The following is a 17,347-nucleotide window of genomic DNA, read 5'->3' on the forward strand; positions in this document are numbered from 1 at the left end:
ATTTCCTACCCGGCAGTGGGATTACCTCACTCCGCTGAGCGATGGGTGAGACGCACGGTTGACTCGTGGGTGATCGCCGCCGCCTGATCGAGGAAACCGATCACCGTTTGGAGTTGCTCGTCGGAGTAGCCGGCCGCGATCGACTTCATCGCGGCGACAATGAAGTCCCACAGCGGCGCGGCGCGTTCGACGTTCGCCGGGTCGACCCGGACGAGGACTTTCCGCCGGTCGTCCGGATGCGGCATCCGGTTGACGACGCCCTTGCGCTCAAGCCGGTCGACCAGCGCGGTGACCGACGCGGGCGCGAGCCCGGCGTACTCGGCCAGTTCCTTCGGTGTGAGCGGGCCGAGCCGGGCGAGGTAGTCGGTGACCTTGCTTTCGACCGCCGAGAGCCCGTTCTGCTCGGCGATGGCGGCATGGAACATGACCGTCTCGGTCGACAGCTTGCGGGAACGAAGCAGCAGCTCAGCGACCAGATCCTCGCGTTCGCTTGACATGCCCCGGAGTCTAGCGGAGTATTTAGTTCGATAGAACGAATTACTTTTCAAGATATTCGAAAGGGCGAACCATGACACGAGTTTTGATCGCGGGCGGGGGCATCGCGGGGGCGATCACCGCGATCGCGCTGCACGAGGTGGGGCACGAACCGGTCCTGTACGAGGCGTACGACCGCAGCGCGGAGGGCGTCGGCGCGTTCCTGACACTCGCCGTGAACGGTCTCGACGCGCTGACGCCGTTAGGACTGAAGCCGCTGGTCAAAGACCTGGGTTTCGACACTCCGCGGATGACTCTCGGGCTCGGCAACGGCCGCAGGCTCAGCGAGTTCCCGCTCGGCGGGGCGCTGCCGGACGGCACGGTGAGCCAGACCGTCCTGCGCTCCGATCTCTACGTGGCGTTGCGCGACGAAGCGGTCAGACGCGGCGTGCCCACGGAGTTCGGCAAGCGGCTGACTGACGCCCAGCAGACGGCGGACGGTGTCACCGCGGTCTTCGCCGACGGCACGAAAGCCCACGGCGACCTGCTGATCGGCGCGGACGGGCTACGGTCGACAGTCCGCCGGATCCTGGATCCCTCCGCTCCGTCGCCGCGATACGTACCGCTGCTCAACACCGGCGGTTTCGCGCGCGGACTCGACCTCGACGACGAGCCGGGCGTCCTGCACATGACGTTCGGCCGCAAGGCGTTCTTCGCACACGTGCTCGCCCCGGACGGTGCGGTCTGGTGGTTCGCGAACGTGCCGCACGCCAGCGAGCCGACGGAATCCGACCTTGCCGCGATGCGCGGTCCCGGCTGGCGGAAGCGGCTGCTCGACCTAGCCCGCCCGGACCGCACCCCGGCCACCGCGATCATCGAGGCCAGCGAAAACATCTACGAACCCTGGGCGACGTACGACTTCCCGACGGTCCCGGTGTGGCAGCGCGGCCGGATCGGCCTCATCGGCGACGCCGCGCACGCGACGTCACCGGCGGCCGGTCAGGGTGCGGCGATGGCGATCGAGGACGCGGTGACGCTCGCGATGTGCCTGCGCGACGTCTCGAACCCGGCAGCCGCGTTGCCCACCTTCGAGGCGTTGCGCCGCGAGCGAGTGGAAGCTGTTGTGGCCCAAGGCAAACGCAACGGCGACGCCAAGGCCCCTGGACCAGTGGGCCGGGTGCTTCGGGACTTCTTCATCACGCGCGCGATGCGCAAACCCGCCACCGACGACCCGAACCGGTTCATGTGGGAGCACCGGATCGACTGGGCGGCCCCGGTGTCGTGAGGCTCAGCGCCAGGTGTCGACGCGATGAAAGTTCTTGTACGCGCGGCTCGGCGTCGGCCCGCGCTGCCCCTGGTAGCGGGAGCCGGCCTCGCTGGAGCCGTACGGGAATTCCGCCGAGCTGGACAGCCGGAAAATGCACAGCTGGCCGATTTTCATCCCCGGCCACAGCGTGATCGGCAGGTTCGCGACGTTCGACAGTTCGAGCGTGATGTGCCCGGAGAAGCCGGGGTCGATGAAGCCCGCGGTGGAGTGGGTGAGCAGCCCGAGGCGGCCAAGCGAGGATTTGCCCTCAAGCCGTCCGGCGAGGTCGTCGGCGAGCCGGACCTGCTCGAACGTGGAGCCGAGCACGAACTCGCCGGGGTGCAGCACGAACGGCTCGTCGCCCTCTTTTTCGACCAGCGAGGTCAGCTCGTCCTGCTGCAGCTGCGGGTCGATGTGGGTGTATTTGCTGTTGTCGAAGACCCGGAAGTACCGGTCGAGCCGGACGTCGATGCTGGACGGCTGGACCATGGCAGGGTCGAAGGGGTCGATGCCGAGGCGGTCGGCGTCGAGCTCTTTGCGGAGGTCACGGTCACTGAGCAGCACGGATGCAGCCTATCGGGCGGGTAACGCGGCCGGGGCACCCCTCCGTCCGAACACCGCGTCCATCCGCTTGAGGTACCGCCGCCGCCCGAACGCGCCGAGCGCTTCCTGCAGCGCAGTCGCGCCGGGCACGAGCTGCCGGACCGTCTCCGCCGCGTAATTCACCCCCGCGGCGGCGAGCACCGCGGCCTGCGCGACCGGGTTGTCCGGCAGCCCGAGAAAGTCGGCGTTGTCCCGCCCGAGCACGAGCCGGCTGATCGCGGAGTGCACGCCGACGTTCACCTGCGCGAGCACCTTGCCGGCGGCCCCGCGCCCCTCGCCGATCGCCGCGTGCGTATCGACGAGGGCGCGGGCGAGCCGTTTGGAGTCGTCGTCGGGGATGAACTCGGTGGCGGCGAGCATCCAGAGCAACCGCCAAGCGTCGTCCTCGTCGGCGGGCAGCAGTTCGTCGGCGACGCCCATCAGCCAGCCGACGTAGCGCCAAAGATGCAGGATGTCGGCCTTCTCGCGGGCGGTGTAGCGGAGGCCGAGCAGCTGCGTGCCGAAGACGTAGACGAGCGAGAAGAGCAGAAGAGTGCCCGCGGTCTGGACCTGATTGACCGGCCGGTCCCACCGCTCGTAATCCCAGTCGGGCCGGTTGTTCATCGCGCGCCGGACGTGCGCGTGCACCAACCGGATCCTCAGCGCGGCTTGATAACCGGTGCCGTGCTTCTCTAGCGCCCCTGGCGTGGTGACGTCAATCCACCACGCCGCGGTCTCGACCAGCCGCCGCGGTGCCCGGTGCTCGATTTCCCCGGTTCCGACCAGGGATTTCGTCGCACGTGAAGCCAGGTAGCCACCCATCAGCGACATGTCGCCAAGCGGGAAGAGCCCGAGCAGCCCGGCCCGCGTGATCGCCTTCGCGCCGCTGACGAGCCGCCGGTGATCGACCCAGTACGGGGTGGCTTCGACCTGCTCGACGAAGGCGGCCAGTTCCGGCGGGACTTGGTCCCCGGCCAGCGCCCGGTCGACTCGGCTCTGGTGGTGGGGTTCCCGGTGCAGCCACTCGACGACCGCGTCGGCAAGGGCGTCTTCCTGCTGCGCGAAGCCGCGGAGCCGGTTGAGCTGGGTTTCGTCGGCGGTGGCGCCTCGGGTCCGGGCTGCCAGCCGGAACCCGCCTTGGCGGAACATCTCGGGGTCGTCCATCGCGCACCTCCGCAGCGTGGGTCGACAACAAGTGTTGTCACTTTGCCGGGGGAGCGTCAAGGCGTGGCCCGCTGGACAGGGGAGTGCCGTGGTTGTGTATGCTGGCGGAGCACTGCGGATGTAGTTCAATGGTAGAACATCAGCTTCCCAAGCTGAATACGCGGGTTCGATTCCCGTCATCCGCTCTCCTGCGAAAGCCCCAGGTCAGTGGATGTCCACTTAGGACCTGGGGCTTTCCTCTTGGACACTCCGCGATTCCCGTCGTGCCATTAACCCGCGAGCGAGCCGACGGTGGTGCCGTGCTGGAGGTCACCCCGTCTTCACGGGATCAGGTGGCCGTCGAGGCGCTCCATCCGGCGGCCTGCTGTCAGCAGCACGGCGAGACCGGCGACCATGATCGCGGCGATCGCCAGCAGGGCGAAGGTGAAGCTCCCGGTCGCGGTTTTGATCGCGCCGGTGAAGTACGGGCCGACGAATCCGCTGAGGTTGCTGACCGAGTTGATCAACGCGATCCCCGACGCCGCCGCGGTGCCGGTCAGGCCGATCGCCGGGATGCGCCAGAACTGCGGCATCGCGGTGTAGATCCCGGCCACGCTCAGGCAGACCGCCACGATGAACAACGCGCCGTTTCCCGCGAACGTCGCGAGCAGCAACCCGGCCGCGCCGACTGCCATCGGCACCGCGGTGGCCGTGACGGCGGATCGGCGGCCCGCGAAGCGTACCCAGGCCAGCATCGCGAGCGCCGCGACCACGTAGGGGATGCCGGACAGCAGCACGCTCCCGATCTCCGCCGCACCGCCGACGCCGTGCGTGATCGTGGCGATCATCGTCGGCAGGAAGAACGCGAGCGGGTACAACCCGAACACGATCGCGAAGAACGCCGTCGCGAGCGCCCACACCCGGCCGCTGGTCAGCGCCTGGCGCAGTCCGGTCAGCGCACCGTGCCCGCGCTGCTCGTCGGTCTCCGCGGCCAGGGTTTCTTCCAGCGCCGCCTTTTCCGCTTCGCCGAGCCAGCGCGCGTCGGCGGGCCGGTCGGGCAGGAAGGCGAAGATCAGCACGCCGATGAGAATGGTGACCGCGCCTTCGACGAGGAACAGCGAGCGCCAGCCCGCGATGCCGAACAGGTGCCGCCCCCACTCCAGCAGCGCCGCCGCGAGCGGAGAACCGACGATCGAAGACACCGGAATCATCAGGAAGAATCCGGTCAGCGCCCAGGATCGCTGCCGCCGCGGGAACCAGTAGGTCAGATACAGCAGGATCCCGGCCGCCAGCCCGGCCTCCGCGAACCCGAGCAGCAACCGCGCCGCGTACAGCGAACCTGCCGAGCCGACCGCCGCCGTGGCTCCGGTGACCAGGCCCCAGGTGAGCATGATCCGGGTGATCCACTTGCGCGCGCCGAACCGTCGCAGCGCGAGGTTGCTCGGCACCTCGACGATGACGTAGCCGATGAAGAACAGCCCCGCGGCGAGACCGAGCTGCCCGCTGTCGAGGTGCAGATCGCGCGACATCGGACCCGCGATGTAGCCGAGATTCGCGCGGTCGACGTAACTCATGACGTATGCGACGCCGATGAGCGGGATGATCCGCAGGCCGACTTTGCGCCAGGTGCGCGCGGACACCGCGGTGGTGGTGACGACCGGTTTCATGAAGGAGTCCTTTCTGGACAGTCCTTTCCGGATGACGGGGATCAGCGAGCGCGCAAGGCGGCCGTGGCGTTGTGGTCGAGCACGCCGTCCGCGGTGACGACGACGCCGTAATCGCGGGCCGCGCCCGCTCTGGTCACCTTCTCTTCCCGCACGTCGTCGAGGACGCGACGCGGCTCCCGGGTGAACGGGTCGCCGTGCCCGCCGCCGCCCGCGGTCACGTGCCGGTGCCGGGTACCCGCGGTCAGCACGAGATACGGTTTGGATTCCAGCAGGCGTTCGCCGGGTCCGCCAGGATCGACGATGTTGAGCGACGGCGTGCCCGCGGCTCCGCCGTCGAGGCCGTAGGGCAGGAATTTCCGCCGGTCGGAACGGATCTGCACGCTCGCTTCCGGAGCGAGGACCGTCATGTCGCGGAAGGTCGCCAGGCCGCCCCGGAACCTCCCGGCACCGCCGGTGTCGGGCAGGAAGCCGTAGCCGTCGATGCGGATATGGCCCGCGCGTTCCAGTTCCTCCACCGGCGTGTTGGCCAGGTTGGCACCGAGCGGGCTGATCGCGTCCACACCGTCGCGGTCCGGCCGGGCGCCCCACGCTCCGCACAGGATGTCCCACAGCACCACGGAGTTCCCGTCCGAGTCGGTGACCCCGACCGCGACGGAGTCCGGACCGCCGTCGCCCGCGGCGGGCACGCGATCCGGGAAAACCGGGGCGAGGGCGCCGAGCACGGCGTCGATGATCCGGTACGCGACCAGGCCGCGCGCACCGCGGGCGGACGGCCGCCGTCCGTCCAGAATGGACGCTTCCGGAATGACGAACGTGAACGGCCGGTAGAACCCGCTGTTGGCCGGGATGTCGCGAGCGAGCGCGCCCTGTACCGCGGCATAGGAGGCTGAGCGGGTGAAGGACGCGGTCGCGTTGAGCGCGGACGCGACCTGCGGCGAGGAGCCGCTGAAGTCCAGTTCGATCCCGGTGCCGGACAACGTGACTTTGACGCGGAACGGGATCGGGCCGGAGCCGAGGCCGTCGTCGTCGATGTGGTCGGTGAACTCGTAGCTGCCGGGTACGGCCTCGGCGAGCGCGGCACGCAGCAAGGTTTCCGAATAGTCGAGCAATTCGTCGGTCAGCTCCGCGAGTCCGTCGGCGCCGTGGCGGGCGGCGAGCGCGCGCATCCCCTCGGCACCGGCGTGGCACGCGGCGAGCTGGGAATCGAGGTCGCCGCGCAGCAACTCCGGTTCCCGGACGTTACGCAGGATGAGGTTGAGAAAAGCAGTGTTCAGCTGCCCGCCGTCGATCAGCCGCGACGGCGGGATCTGCACTCCCTCGGCGAAGATGCTCGTGGACTGCACACCCATCGACCCGGCCACCCAGCCGCCGACGTCCGCGTGGTTGACCACGGTCACCGAGAAGCCCAGCAGGTCCTGGCCCGCGAAAACCGGGGCGACGGCGAAGATGTCCGGCAGGTGCATCCCGCCGCGCGACGGGTCGTTGAGCAGGTAGAGGTCGCCGGGCCGGAGGTCGTCGCCGAACTCGGCGAGCATCGCGGCCATCGCGTCCGGAACCGATCCCAGGTGCACCGGACACGTGTTGGCCTGCGCGATCACGCGGCCGCGGATATCGCACAGCGCGGCCGAGAAGTCCATGCTGGACGCGACGATCTGCGAGTGCGCGGTGCGCACGATGGTGATCGCCATTTCGTCGGCGATGCCGGTGACGGAGTTGCGGAAGACCTCGAAGGTGACGGCGTCGCGGATCATGCGGCACTCCAGGTGATCACGATGTTGCAGAACTGGTCCCGGTGCACGCGGGCACCGGGCGGCACGAGAGTGGTGGCGTCCATGTCCTCGACGATGACCGGGCCCTCGACCGGCTCGGCTCCCAGATCCGCGCGCCGCAGCACAGGGGTGCGGGTCATGGCGGCGAACCGGCATTCGCGGGTCGACGGCGTCCGATCGTCATCCGGGGCCGGGCGCAAGACATCCTCCAGTGGCACGGTGCTGGGCACCACGCCACGCACGCGAAGGTTGACCAGCTCGACCAGGTCGTCGCCGCCGGCGCGGCCGTAGGTGCGCTGGTGTTCGGCGTGAAACCGCGCCCGCGCCGCGGCGAGGAGGTCTTCGGTGAGGTCGCCGTCGTCCAGGCGGATGCGCAGTTCGAAACGCTGGCCGCGATAGCGCAGGTCGAGCAACCGTTCGAGCACGGCGTTCTCGCCCAGCTCCGCGGTCACCTTCGCGGTGAGCGCGGCGAATTCCGTCGCCAGTGCGTCGATGTCCGCCAGCTCCTCGCGGTACGGGGCGATCTCGTGCAGCTCCGTGTCCGCGACGAGGAGGCCGAGGCTGCTGAACAGCCCGGGATGCGCGGGGACCAAGACGGTGGCGATGCCCAGTTCCCGGGCGAGTTCGGCGGCATAGAGCGGTCCGGCACCGCCGAAGGCGACCATGGTCGCGTCGCGGGGATCGCGACCGCGTTCGCTGGTGACCGCTTTGACCGCCGTGGTCATGTTCGACACGGCGACCTCGTACGCCCCGCGCGCGGTGTCCAGGGGTTCGCGCTTCAGCTGCTCGGCGACGGTGGTGAGGGCCTTGGCGGCGAGGTCGGGGTGGACGGCGACGCGCCCGCCCGCCAACGCGTCCGGGCTGAGGTAACCAAGGGACACGTTGGCGTCGGTGAGCGTGGGCAGTTCGCCGCCGTTGCCATAGCAGGCGGGCCCGGGCCGCGAACCGGCGCTCGCCGGACCGACGTGCAACGCGCCTGCCTCGTCGACAGCGATGACGCTGCCACCGCCGGAACCGACCTCGGCGATATCGATCGACGGCGTCCGCACCGGGTAGCCCGCGCCGGAACCCAAGCCCCGTGCGACGTTCATCCCGCCGCCGACCTCGTAGTCCGCCGAGACGAACGGCTCGCCGTGCTCGATCAGCGACGCCTTCGCGGTCGTGCCGCCCATGTCGAACGCGACCACCGACGGCAGGCCGAGCAGGTGCGCGAGCCGCCGGACCGCGGTGACGCCCGCGGCCGGGCCGGACTCGATGATCTGCACGGGCCGGTGCGACACCGACTCCGCGTCGAGCAAACCGCCGCTGGACTGCATGACCATCAGCGGCGCGTGCACGCCCTCCGCGCGCAGTCCTGCTTCGAGCCGGGTGAGATAGCCGTGCACGGCCGGCCCGACGTACGCGTTGACGGCGGCGGTGCTGGTGCGCTCGAACTCGTGCGGCTGCGGGGAAATGTCGACCGAAGCGGTCACGTAGACCCCAGGCAGCTCCGCACGCAGCGACTCGGCGACGCGCCGCTCCTCGTCGGGACGGACGTAGGAGTTGAGCAGGCACACCGCGACCGCCTCGATGCCGTCCGCGCGCAGCCGGGAGGCCAGCGCGCGGACCTCGGCCTCATCCGCGGCCGGGTCCAGGCGGCCGTCCGCGGTGATGCGCTGCGCGAGTTCGTGCCGGTCGCGACGCGCGGCGAGCGGGACTGGCTTGACCCACGACAAGTCGTAGAGCACCGGGCGGCGCAGCCGGCCCAGTTCCAGCACGTCCCGGAAGCCCAGTGTGGTGACCACGGCAGTGCGCGCTCCGGCGGCCTCGAGGATCGCGTTGGTGGCAACGGTGGTGCCGTGCAGCATCGCGGTGACCGCGTCCGGAGCGGCACCGGCCTCCGCTAGCACGCCAGTGGTCGCCGTGACCACGCCGGTCCCGAAATCGGGCGGGGTGGACAGGACCTTCATCGGCACCACCTGTCCGGCTGGGCCGAGCGCGATCACGTCGGTGAACGTGCCCCCGATGTCGGCGCCGACGCGCCAGCCGGAACGAGGATCGGAACTGGGAAGCACTGCGGTCTCCTTCGCCCTGTCCAACATCTGGATGCAGAGTAGGAATCCGCTAAGATATTAGCAAGACGTCTCTAAGATATTTTTCGCCCGGTGTACCGTTTCAACGACCGCCGGACCAAGGGAGCAGCAGGTGCGTTACGAGCCCGACCTGATCCGCGAGCACCCGCCAGCGGGCAGCCTGATGGAGAACGCCTACCGGCGGCTCAAGCGGGAGATCATCGAGCTGCACCGGGCACCGGGCGCGACGTTCACGGAGCTGGAGGTCGCCACCGCGTTCGGGCTGAGCAAGACCCCCGTGCGCGAGGCACTCGCGCGATTGCACCGCGACGGCCTGGTGCGGCCGCTGCCCCGCGCCGGCTACGTCGTCTCCCCGGTCACACTCGGAGACGCGACCGACCTCTGCGACATGCGCGCACTGCTCCAGTCGCAGGCGGCCGCGCTGTGTGCGGAGCGAGGGCTGCCGGCGGCCGACGGCGCCCGGCTGGCGGAGCTGGCCATCGACACCGACGAGGACCAGCTCGGCGGCCCGCACTTCGAGGAGCGGTTCCGCGCGAACTACGAGTTCGAATCGATCATCGCGAACGGCTCCGGCAACCACCGCCTTGCCGCGGCGTCGATCGGCGTGCTCGACGAGATCGAGCGGATCTCCAGGCTGAGCATCCGGCTCGACCCCTCGATGCCGCCGGAACGACTGCGGGAGCGCCAGGCTGTCGTGGACGCCATCGCCGCGCGAGACCCCGACGCGGCCCGCGCCGCGATGCGGCGGCGGACCACGTCGGCACGCCGGGAGACCATCGGCGCGCTGGCCGCGAGCCGGTCGATCACCGACGCCGAGATCGCGGTCCCCTGACCCGCCGCGCTCAGCCCGCCAGCGCGGCGAGCCGTTTCCCCGCCTCGGCGAGGTCCGCCTCGGCACCGCCGTAGAGCAGCCGAGCATGCGTGCCCGGCCCCTGGAACGCATCCCCAGCGACGCCGGGGATTCCCGCACGCAGCAGCAGGTCTTCGAGATCCCGCCCCCGCCTCCCGAGCACGGACAGGTCCGGGAACACGAAAATCCCCGAATCCGGCCGCACCACCGGCAGTCCCGCCGCGTCGAGCGCGGCGCACAGCTGATCCCGCCGTTGCCGGAAAGAGGCGAAGACGACGTCGAGCCAGTCCTGCGGCCCGGAGAGCACCGCACACGCCGCCGCCTGGGGCACGTCGCCGACGTTGATCGCATCCCACTCGAACGCCCGGTGCACGCGCTCGGCCAAGTGGGCCGGAGCGTGCACGTAGCCAATGCGCCACTGCGTGAACGCGTAGTTCTTGCTCAGGCTGGTCACCGTCACCAGCTCGGGCCATTCGCCGCGCAGCAGCTGCTGGGGCGCATATCCAGGTCCGCTGTGGACATACCGGGCGTAGGACTCGTCGGCGAGCACCAGCAGCCCGTGCTCGGAAGCCAGCGCGAGCACGGCCGACAGCTCGTCCCGCGAGGGCGTGTGTCCAGTCGGGTTGTTGGGGTTGCACAGCAGGATCGCCCTTGTCGCCGGGGTGACCGCGCCGCGGAGGCCGTCGACGTCGGTGGCCCACCCGTGCTCCGGCCGTCCCGGCACGTAGACCGGACGGGCTCCGGCCATGCGCACCATGCCATCGAAGAAATACGTCGGGGCGGGCACCAGCACCTCATCCCCGGTCGCGAGCAGGGCGCGCAGCACGACGCTCATCCCTTGCTGCGCGCCGTGCGTGACCAGCAGTTCGCGGTCCGGGTCGACTGCCAGACCGGATTGCCCGCCCAGGTGCTCCGCGATGGCCCGGCGCAGTTCGGGCGTCCCCCACGACTGGCGCGGCCTCACCCGCCCGGCGGCGTGGCGCACGGCGTCGAGCACGTGTTCGGGCATCGGCAGCGCGGGCACCCCGGGCATCGGGATGCCCGGCAGGACACGCGCCCGGTCGGCCAAGGCCAGTGCAGGCAGCCGCTCCATCTCGCCTCCTAATATCTTAGCGTAAGTTTTTAAGATACTAGGAGGCGACCGATCAGGCGGCAAGCCGCGGCGCTGGCTCCGCGACCGGGCCAGCTCGATGTCCGCTGCTCACGGGCCCACATCCGCGAAAGCGTTCGCCGCGGGTTTGGCCGACCGGCGGTGGAACCAGTACAACGCGCACAGCACCGCCAGCCACACCACTCCGACCAGCAGCGCCAGGCGAGTGTCCTCGGCGAAGGCCATCACCACGAAGACGAACACCATGAACACCATCGTCAGAACCTGGCCCACCGGCCAGAACGGCACCGGGAACGCCAGATCGGCGGCGGACTTCCCGCGCCGGGACCGGTAGTGGGTAAGCAGGATCATGAACCACACCCACACCGTCGCGAACGTGCCCACCGACGCGATCAGCAGGAAAGCGCTGTCCGGCAGCAGATAGTTCAGGACAACAGCCAGACTCAGCGCCGCGGCAACGACCAGGACGGTCATCCACGGGATGCCATTACGCGTGACCCGGGCCATGATCGCGGGGGCCTGGCCGCGCCGGGCCAGGCCGTAGATCATCCGTCCGGCGCCGAAGATGTCGCTGTTGATGGCGGACAACGCGGCGGTGACCACGACGATGTTCAAAACCGTTGCGGCGGAGTGCAATCCAAGACCAGCGAAGATTTGGACGAAGGGGCTTCCGGACGTGCTGATCGTGTTCCACGGGTTCAGCATCATGATGATCGCCAGGGTCGCCACGTAGAAAAGCAGAACGCGAACCGGGACCGTGTTGACCGCCTTGGGCATGGCGGTGCGCGGGTCCTCGGATTCGGCGGCGGTGAGGCCCAAGATTTCCGTGCCGCCGAACGCGAACATCACCAAGGCGAACGAAGCGATGAAACCGCTGAGGCCGTTGGGGAACCAGCCGCCGTGGGACCACAGGGTGGCGGCGCTGCCGGAGGCACCGCCGAGGCCGAAGATCAGGATCGCCGCGCCGCCGAGGATCATCGCGACGATGGCGACGACCTTGACCAGGGTGAACCAAAACTCCAGCTCACCGTAAACCCGTACGCTCACCAGGTTCGCGGCGGCGATGACCAGGATCGTCAGCACCACCCAGATCCAGCGTGGCACATCGGGAAACCAGAATCCCATGTACACAGCCAAAGCCGTGACATCGGCGACGCAGACGATCACCATCTCGAACGCGTAGGTCCAGCCGGTCAGGAAGCCTGCCAGCGGGCCCAGGTGTTTCCGCGCGTATTCGCCGAAAGAACCGGGCGCGGGATCGTTGACGGCCATCTCGCCCAGTGCACGCAGGACGAAGAAAATCGCCGCGCCGCCGATGAGGTACGCGAGCAGAACCGACGGCCCGGCCTTGGCGATCGTGTCCGAGGAGCCGTAGAACAATCCGGTGCCGATCGCCGAACCAAGGGCGATGAACCGGATGTGCCTGCCGGTCAACCGGCGGCTCAAACCGTCCCCGGACTTCGTCGTCATCGACGGAACCTCCCGAAGCGGCCCGCGGCGTGCGAGCGAGTCGGCACAGTAGAACTGATCCGGCCGGGGCCGCCCAACCAACGACTACCGGAAAGCGTCTGCGATTTCAGACAGTCCACAAAGGACTTCAGCCTTCCACCAATTCCCACGGCGCGCCCGGTTCCGCCCGGTCGAACACCTGGCCCGGCGCGGCGAGCAGGGTCGGCACGACGTCCGGGTACAGCTGCACGACGTGTTCCAGTTCCAGGCCCTCCACCTCGAAATCCTCCGCTTCGGGGACCTCGAAGCCGACGAACAGCCAGGTGCCGTCCTGCTCGCGAACGACCTGGCGCACTGCCCGCGCCGGTGCGCCGGCGGTCGTTCCGATCTCGGTCAAGCCGGTGCTCAGCTGGACTTCTTCCAGCGGCGAGCCGGGGTGCGTCCAGGCGGCGATCCGGGCCTCCCGATGCACGAAATCCTCGTCGAGGTCATCGGAATCCGACACCGAGCTGAGCAGCCAGGTGCGGCGGTCTGGATCCCAGTCCGCGGCCATCCCCGGCGGCACGTCGGCCAGCGCGACCAGGTGCGGCAGCAGGGTCACCGCCTCGCGCAGGGCCGTCGCGCCGAACAGCTGGCGGTTGACCTCCATGTCCTCTTCGAACTCGGCACCGTCGCTGATGAACCAGTCGTCGTCATCGTCGAGGACGACGAAGGCCAGTTTCTCCGGATGGTCCACCAGGTCGTGCGCGATGATCACCGGGGATTCCGGGTCCTGTCGCAGCGGCCATTCCTCGGACATGTTCACTCCCCGTCGTCGATTACGTGCAGCCACTCGGCATCCGGAGCCTCGCGGAAGAACACTTCGCCCGGTTCCGCGTCCAGCAGCTCGACGACGTCCGGGTACAGCTGGGCCACGTGCCCGAGCTCCAGCGTGTCAACCTCGACCTCGGTCTGCTCGTCGGGATCCGGCACCTCGAAGCCGACGAACATCCACGTGCCGTCTTCTTCCCGGCTGACGTAACGCACGCCGCGCGCAGGCGCGTCCGCCGCGGTGCCGATCTCCATCAACCCCAGGCTGAGGTTCACCTCGTCCATCGGCGACCCGGCGTGCGGCCAAGCGGCGGCGCGAGCCTCCCGGTACGCGCGGGCTTCGTCGTCATCGCTCGGCACGAGCGGCGAAATCAGCACCCAGGACGCGTTGTCGGCGTTCCACTCCGCGCCCATCCCGGCAGGCAGTTCGCCCAGCGCCGACAGCTGCGGCATCAGCTCCACAACGTCATGGAGGCACATCGTGGCGAACTGCTCCTCGTCCAGCTCCGGATCCTCGCCGAACTCCGTGCCGTCGCTGACGAACCAGCCTTCTTCGTCGTCGAGCAGCACGTGATCCAGCTGCTCCGGATGCTCGATCAGGCCTCGCGCGACGAGCACCGCCGCGTGCGGTTCCTGCCCCATCGGCCAGTCTTGCGACATCCCGCTCCCCACCTCGTGTCCACCTGCGGGCCCATCCCACCAGACCGGCCCGCGCAGGCGCACAGCGCGTCTCCGGCAGGAAATTCCACGTTCGTTGGATTAGGCTCGGCGGCATGGTGCTGCCCGAACGTCTCGCCCGGTTCAACCGCGTGGTCACCAACCGGGTCACGAAACCTTTCGCCGACAAGCTGCCCGGATTCGGGGTGATCGTGCACCGCGGCCGCAAGTCCGGCCGCGAATTCCGCACCCCGCTCAACGTCTTCCGCACCGACGACGGATTCGTCGTCGCGCTCACCTACGGACCGGACGCGGACTGGGTCCGCAACGTCCGCGCCGCGGGCGAGGCGGAGGTGATCACGCGCGGCCGTAAATACCGCGTGCGCGATCCGGAACTCGTGCATGATGAATCGCGCCGGCCGATGCCGCCCGGGGTGCGGCAGTTCCTCGGACTGGTCGGCGTCACGGATTTCCTTGTGCTGAAACGAGAATGAGGGGGAGCGCGGATGCTCACGGGGAAGCTGGTCCGGCTGCGGGCGATCGAACCTTCGGACGCCGAATCGATTTACCGCTGGATCCACGACCCCGAGGTCGGCCGGTACATGACCGGCGATTACCCGCGTTCACTCGCCCAATTGCGCAAGCGAGGCGAGGAACGCCCGGTGAATACCTACGAGAACGTCGTGCTCGGCATCGAATCGATCGAGGCCGGCAAGCTGATCGGCGTCGTCGACCTGCGCGACGCCCGCCCAGAGATCGGCCGCGCCGAGTTGGACATCTACCTCGGCGAGACCGACCACTGGGACGGCGGGTACGGCACCGAGGCGTTGAAACTCATGTGCCGCTACGGGTTCAACGTGATGCGGCTGCACCTGATCGCGCTCTGGGTGGTCGCCGAGAACGAGCGCGCCCGGCACGTCTACCGCAAGGTCGGGTTCGTGGAGGACGGCAGGCATCGCGAATGCCATCGCGGGCCTGACGGCCAGTACCACGACATGTACCTGATGAGCCTCCTCGAACCCGAACTCGACGACTGAACTAGCCCTTGACCTTCCGCTTGCCGTACAGGCTCGCGGCGAGGCTCACGCCGATCGCGGCCAGTACGACCTGGGTGATGATCTCCAGCCAGTCGATGCCCTTCGTGTCGGCGTACCCGATCCCACGAGCGATCGCGGTGCCGACGAACGCGGCGACGATGCCCACGATGATCGTCAGCCAGATCGGGATCGACTGCTTGCCAGGTGCGACCAGCTTGCCGAGCAGGCCGAGAATCAGACCGATCACGATCGCGCTGATGATGCCGGAAACCGCCATGCCGAACTCCTTCTGCCGAGAGAACCGGGCTCGTCCGGTTTAGCCCGGAACCCGGGAGGTTAAACCCGGCTTACCGCTCGCCCGGAACCACCGCCACCGGAAGCACGAAAAATGCCCCGGTCCGGGTGCGGAGCGGGGCATTTTTCCAGCCAGTGCGATCAGAACGCGGCTTCGTCGATCTCCATCAGCGCGTTGTCCGCGGCCTCCACGATGGCGCGGCGCGAGGTCAGCTCCGGCAGCACGCTCTTCGCGAAGAACGACGCCACCGCCAGCTTGCCCTCGTAGAACGGCTTGTCCTTGGCCGACGCGCCGTTGTCGAGCTTGGCCAGCGCGACCTCGGCGCCCTGCAGCAGCTTCCAGCCGACCAGCAGGTCGCCGACCGACATCAGCAGCCGCACGGTGTGCTGGCCGACCTTGTTGATGTTCTGCGGGTCTTCCTGCGACGAGGTCAGATAGCCGATGAGCGAGCCCAGCATGCCCTGGGTGTCCTCAAGCGCCTGTTTGAGCAGCGCGCGCTCGTTCTTGAGCCTGCCGTTGCCAGCCTCGGACTCGATGAACTTCGTGATCTCGCCCGCGACGAACGCGAGCGCCTGGCCCTTGTCGCGGACGATCTTGCGGAAGAAGAAGTCCAGCGACTGGATCGCCGTGGTGCCCTCGTACAGCGAGTCGATCTTCGCGTCGCGGATGTACTGCTCGATCGGGTAGTCCTGGAGGAAGCCGGAACCGCCCAGCGTCTGCAGCGACTGCACGAGCTGCTCGGTGGCGCGCTCGGAGCCTACGCCCTTGACGATCGGCAGCAGCAGGTCGTTGACGCTGTGCGCCAGCTTCAGGGCGGCTTCATCACCCTCACCGGTCCACAGCTGGTCCTGGAACGACGCGGTGTACAGGTAGACCGCGCGCAGGCCCTCGGCGTACGCCTTCTGCAGCATCAGCGAACGACGCACGTCGGGGTGGTGCGTGATGGTGACGCGCGGCGCGGCCTTGTTCAGCATGTTCGGCAGGTCAGCGCCCTGCACGCGCTCCTTGGCGTACTCCAGCGCGTTCAGGTAACCGGTGGACAGCGTGGCGATCGCCTTGGTGCCGACCATCATCCGGGCGTACTCGATGACCTGGAACATCTGCGCGATGCCGTCGTGCACCTCGCCGAGCAGCCAGCCCTTGGCCGGGGTGCCGTGCTGGCCGAAGGTCAGCTCGCACGTGGTGGACACCTTGATGCCCATCTTGTGCTCGATGTTGGTGACGAAGGCGCCGTTGCGCTCGCCGAGGTCGCCGGTCTGGGAATCGAAGTGGAACTTCGGCACCAGGAACAGCGACAGGCCCTTGGTGCCCGGCTTGGTCTCGATGCCGGGGCCCTCGGGACGGGCCAGCACCAAGTGCATGATGTTCTCGACCATGTCGTTCTCGGCCGAGGTGATGAACCGCTTCACGCCGTCGATGTGCCAGGAGCCGTCCTCCTGCTTGACCGCCTTGGTGCGGCCCGCGCCGACGTCCGAACCGGCGTCCGGCTCGGTGAGCACCATGGTGGCTCCCCAGCCGCGGTCGATCATCAGCTGAGCCCAGTGCTTCTGCTCTTCGGTGCCGTTCTTGTCCACGATCATGGCGAAGTTCGGACCCGCCAGGTACATGAACAGCGGGGCGTTCGCGCCGAGGATCAGCTCGGCCGCGGCCCACTGCACCGTCGGGGGCAGGCCGAAGCCGCCGAGGGAGTTGGTGAGGCCGAGCCGCCACCATTCGCCGTCGACGAGCGCTTTGTAGCTCTTCTTGAACGAGTCGGGGATCGTCACGCTGAACGTCTTGGGGTCATACACCGGCGGGTTGCGGTCCGCGTCGGCGTAGGACTCGGCGAGCGGGCCGGTGGCGAGGTTGTTCAGCTCCGACAGCACGCCGCGGGCGGTCTCCTCGTCCGATTCGGCGAGCACGCCCTTCCCGAGCCGTTCCTGCACGCCGAGTACCTCGAAGAGGTTGAACTCCAGGTCTCGGACGTTGCTCTTGTAGTGGCCCATGTCGTCACTCCGTGTCGTGTTCGGCTTTCCGGCCGGGCGCTGGTTCCCTTACTCGCCGGTAACATCAGGATATTACCTACCAGTAACCAGAGCAAGCGAATCCGCCCTTCCAGGGGTGGATATTCGCTCGGAATGACGGG

Annotated in this window: 16 protein-coding genes and 1 tRNA gene; 5 read left to right on the forward strand and 12 right to left on the reverse strand. The window is 68.6% G+C overall.

From position 1 onward, the window contains the following. Positions 1-26: 26 nt before the first annotated feature. Positions 27-497, reverse strand: a complete 471-nt coding sequence (locus tag A4R44_RS07475) for a MarR family winged helix-turn-helix transcriptional regulator (protein WP_067577584.1) — start codon at positions 495-497, stop codon at positions 27-29. 71 nt (positions 498-568) lie between these two features. On the opposite strand from A4R44_RS07475, the gene A4R44_RS07480 reads away from it, so the two are divergent. Further along, positions 569-1,759 carry an NAD(P)/FAD-dependent oxidoreductase gene (locus A4R44_RS07480; protein ID WP_067577586.1) on the forward strand — a complete coding sequence of 397 codons (1,191 nt, stop codon included), beginning with the start codon at positions 569-571 and terminating at the stop codon, positions 1,757-1,759. Between the two features lie 3 nt (positions 1,760-1,762). On the opposite strand, the gene dcd is transcribed toward A4R44_RS07480, so the two are convergent. Both dcd and A4R44_RS07490 read right to left on the reverse strand, forming a co-directional pair. Next, positions 1,763-2,344: a dCTP deaminase gene (gene dcd, locus A4R44_RS07485; protein ID WP_037354328.1), complete on the reverse strand. Its 582-nt coding sequence runs from the start codon at positions 2,342-2,344 to the stop codon at positions 1,763-1,765. A gap of 9 nt (positions 2,345-2,353) precedes the next feature. Then, the gene (locus A4R44_RS07490; protein WP_067577588.1) at positions 2,354-3,526 is read right to left on the reverse strand and encodes an oxygenase MpaB family protein; all 1,173 of its coding nucleotides are present in this window, start codon (positions 3,524-3,526) and stop codon (positions 2,354-2,356) included. A gap of 114 nt (positions 3,527-3,640) precedes the next feature. Here A4R44_RS07490 and A4R44_RS07495 point away from each other — a divergent pair. Beyond that, positions 3,641-3,711 (forward strand) — tRNA-Gly (locus A4R44_RS07495). A gap of 135 nt (positions 3,712-3,846) precedes the next feature. Here the strand turns inward: A4R44_RS07495 and A4R44_RS07500 are convergent. The 3 genes from A4R44_RS07500 to A4R44_RS07510 are packed head-to-tail and all read right to left on the reverse strand — an operon-like array spanning position 3,847 to position 8,995. Beyond that, complete coding sequence (locus tag A4R44_RS07500; protein WP_067577590.1) at positions 3,847-5,172, reverse strand: MFS transporter; 1,326 nt, start codon at positions 5,170-5,172, stop codon at positions 3,847-3,849. Between the two features lie 41 nt (positions 5,173-5,213). Next, positions 5,214-6,923, reverse strand: a complete 1,710-nt coding sequence (locus A4R44_RS07505; RefSeq protein ID WP_067577593.1) for a hydantoinase B/oxoprolinase family protein — start codon at positions 6,921-6,923, stop codon at positions 5,214-5,216. Continuing rightward, the gene (locus A4R44_RS07510) at positions 6,920-8,995 is read right to left on the reverse strand and encodes a hydantoinase/oxoprolinase family protein (protein ID WP_232791520.1); all 2,076 of its coding nucleotides are present in this window, start codon (positions 8,993-8,995) and stop codon (positions 6,920-6,922) included. Before A4R44_RS07510 ends, A4R44_RS07505 begins: the two co-directional genes overlap by 4 nt. 130 nt (positions 8,996-9,125) lie before the next feature. Between A4R44_RS07510 and A4R44_RS07515 the strand changes: the two genes are divergently transcribed. Beyond that, complete coding sequence (locus A4R44_RS07515) at positions 9,126-9,845, forward strand: GntR family transcriptional regulator (RefSeq protein WP_232791521.1); 720 nt, start codon at positions 9,126-9,128, stop codon at positions 9,843-9,845. A gap of 10 nt (positions 9,846-9,855) precedes the next feature. Here the strand turns inward: A4R44_RS07515 and A4R44_RS07520 are convergent, their stop codons facing one another. The 4 genes from A4R44_RS07520 to A4R44_RS07535 form a co-directional block, all read right to left on the reverse strand. Then, on the reverse strand, positions 9,856-10,956 hold the full coding sequence (locus tag A4R44_RS07520; protein WP_067577597.1) for a pyridoxal phosphate-dependent aminotransferase: 1,101 nt from the start codon (positions 10,954-10,956) through the stop codon (positions 9,856-9,858). Between the two features lie 108 nt (positions 10,957-11,064). Beyond that, positions 11,065-12,444 (reverse strand): amino acid permease, encoded by a 1,380-nt coding sequence (locus A4R44_RS07525; RefSeq protein WP_067577599.1) that lies wholly within the window; start codon positions 12,442-12,444, stop codon positions 11,065-11,067. Between the two features lie 127 nt (positions 12,445-12,571). Next, a complete protein-coding gene (locus tag A4R44_RS07530; RefSeq protein ID WP_067577604.1) occupies positions 12,572-13,222 on the reverse strand; it encodes a hypothetical protein in 651 nt (216 codons plus the stop codon). A 2-nt stretch (positions 13,223-13,224) separates the two neighbouring features. After that, positions 13,225-13,893 (reverse strand): hypothetical protein, encoded by a 669-nt coding sequence (locus tag A4R44_RS07535; protein ID WP_232791522.1) that lies wholly within the window; start codon positions 13,891-13,893, stop codon positions 13,225-13,227. Positions 13,894-14,006: 113 nt separating this feature from the next. Here A4R44_RS07535 and A4R44_RS07540 point away from each other — a divergent pair, with 113 nt between their 5' ends. Together A4R44_RS07540 and A4R44_RS07545 are read left to right on the forward strand one after the other, a co-directional pair. Further along, positions 14,007-14,384 (forward strand): nitroreductase family deazaflavin-dependent oxidoreductase, encoded by a 378-nt coding sequence (locus A4R44_RS07540; RefSeq protein ID WP_067577605.1) that lies wholly within the window; start codon positions 14,007-14,009, stop codon positions 14,382-14,384. A 12-nt stretch (positions 14,385-14,396) separates the two neighbouring features. Further along, positions 14,397-14,927, forward strand: a complete 531-nt coding sequence (locus A4R44_RS07545) for a GNAT family N-acetyltransferase (RefSeq protein WP_067577606.1) — start codon at positions 14,397-14,399, stop codon at positions 14,925-14,927. A gap of 1 nt (position 14,928) precedes the next feature. Here A4R44_RS07545 and A4R44_RS07550 read toward each other — a convergent pair whose 3' ends face one another. Further along, entirely contained in the window at positions 14,929-15,204 is a 276-nt protein-coding gene (locus A4R44_RS07550) for a GlsB/YeaQ/YmgE family stress response membrane protein (RefSeq protein WP_067577607.1), read from the reverse strand. A 158-nt stretch (positions 15,205-15,362) separates the two neighbouring features. Beyond that, positions 15,363-17,207: an acyl-CoA dehydrogenase gene (locus A4R44_RS07555; RefSeq protein ID WP_067577609.1), complete on the reverse strand. Its 1,845-nt coding sequence runs from the start codon at positions 17,205-17,207 to the stop codon at positions 15,363-15,365. Between the last annotated feature and the right edge of the window lie 140 nt (positions 17,208-17,347).

Origin of the sequence: Amycolatopsis sp. M39, assembly GCF_001651785.1 — a bacterium.
GTDB classification, from domain to species: domain Bacteria; phylum Actinomycetota; class Actinomycetes; order Mycobacteriales; family Pseudonocardiaceae; genus Amycolatopsis; species Amycolatopsis rubida.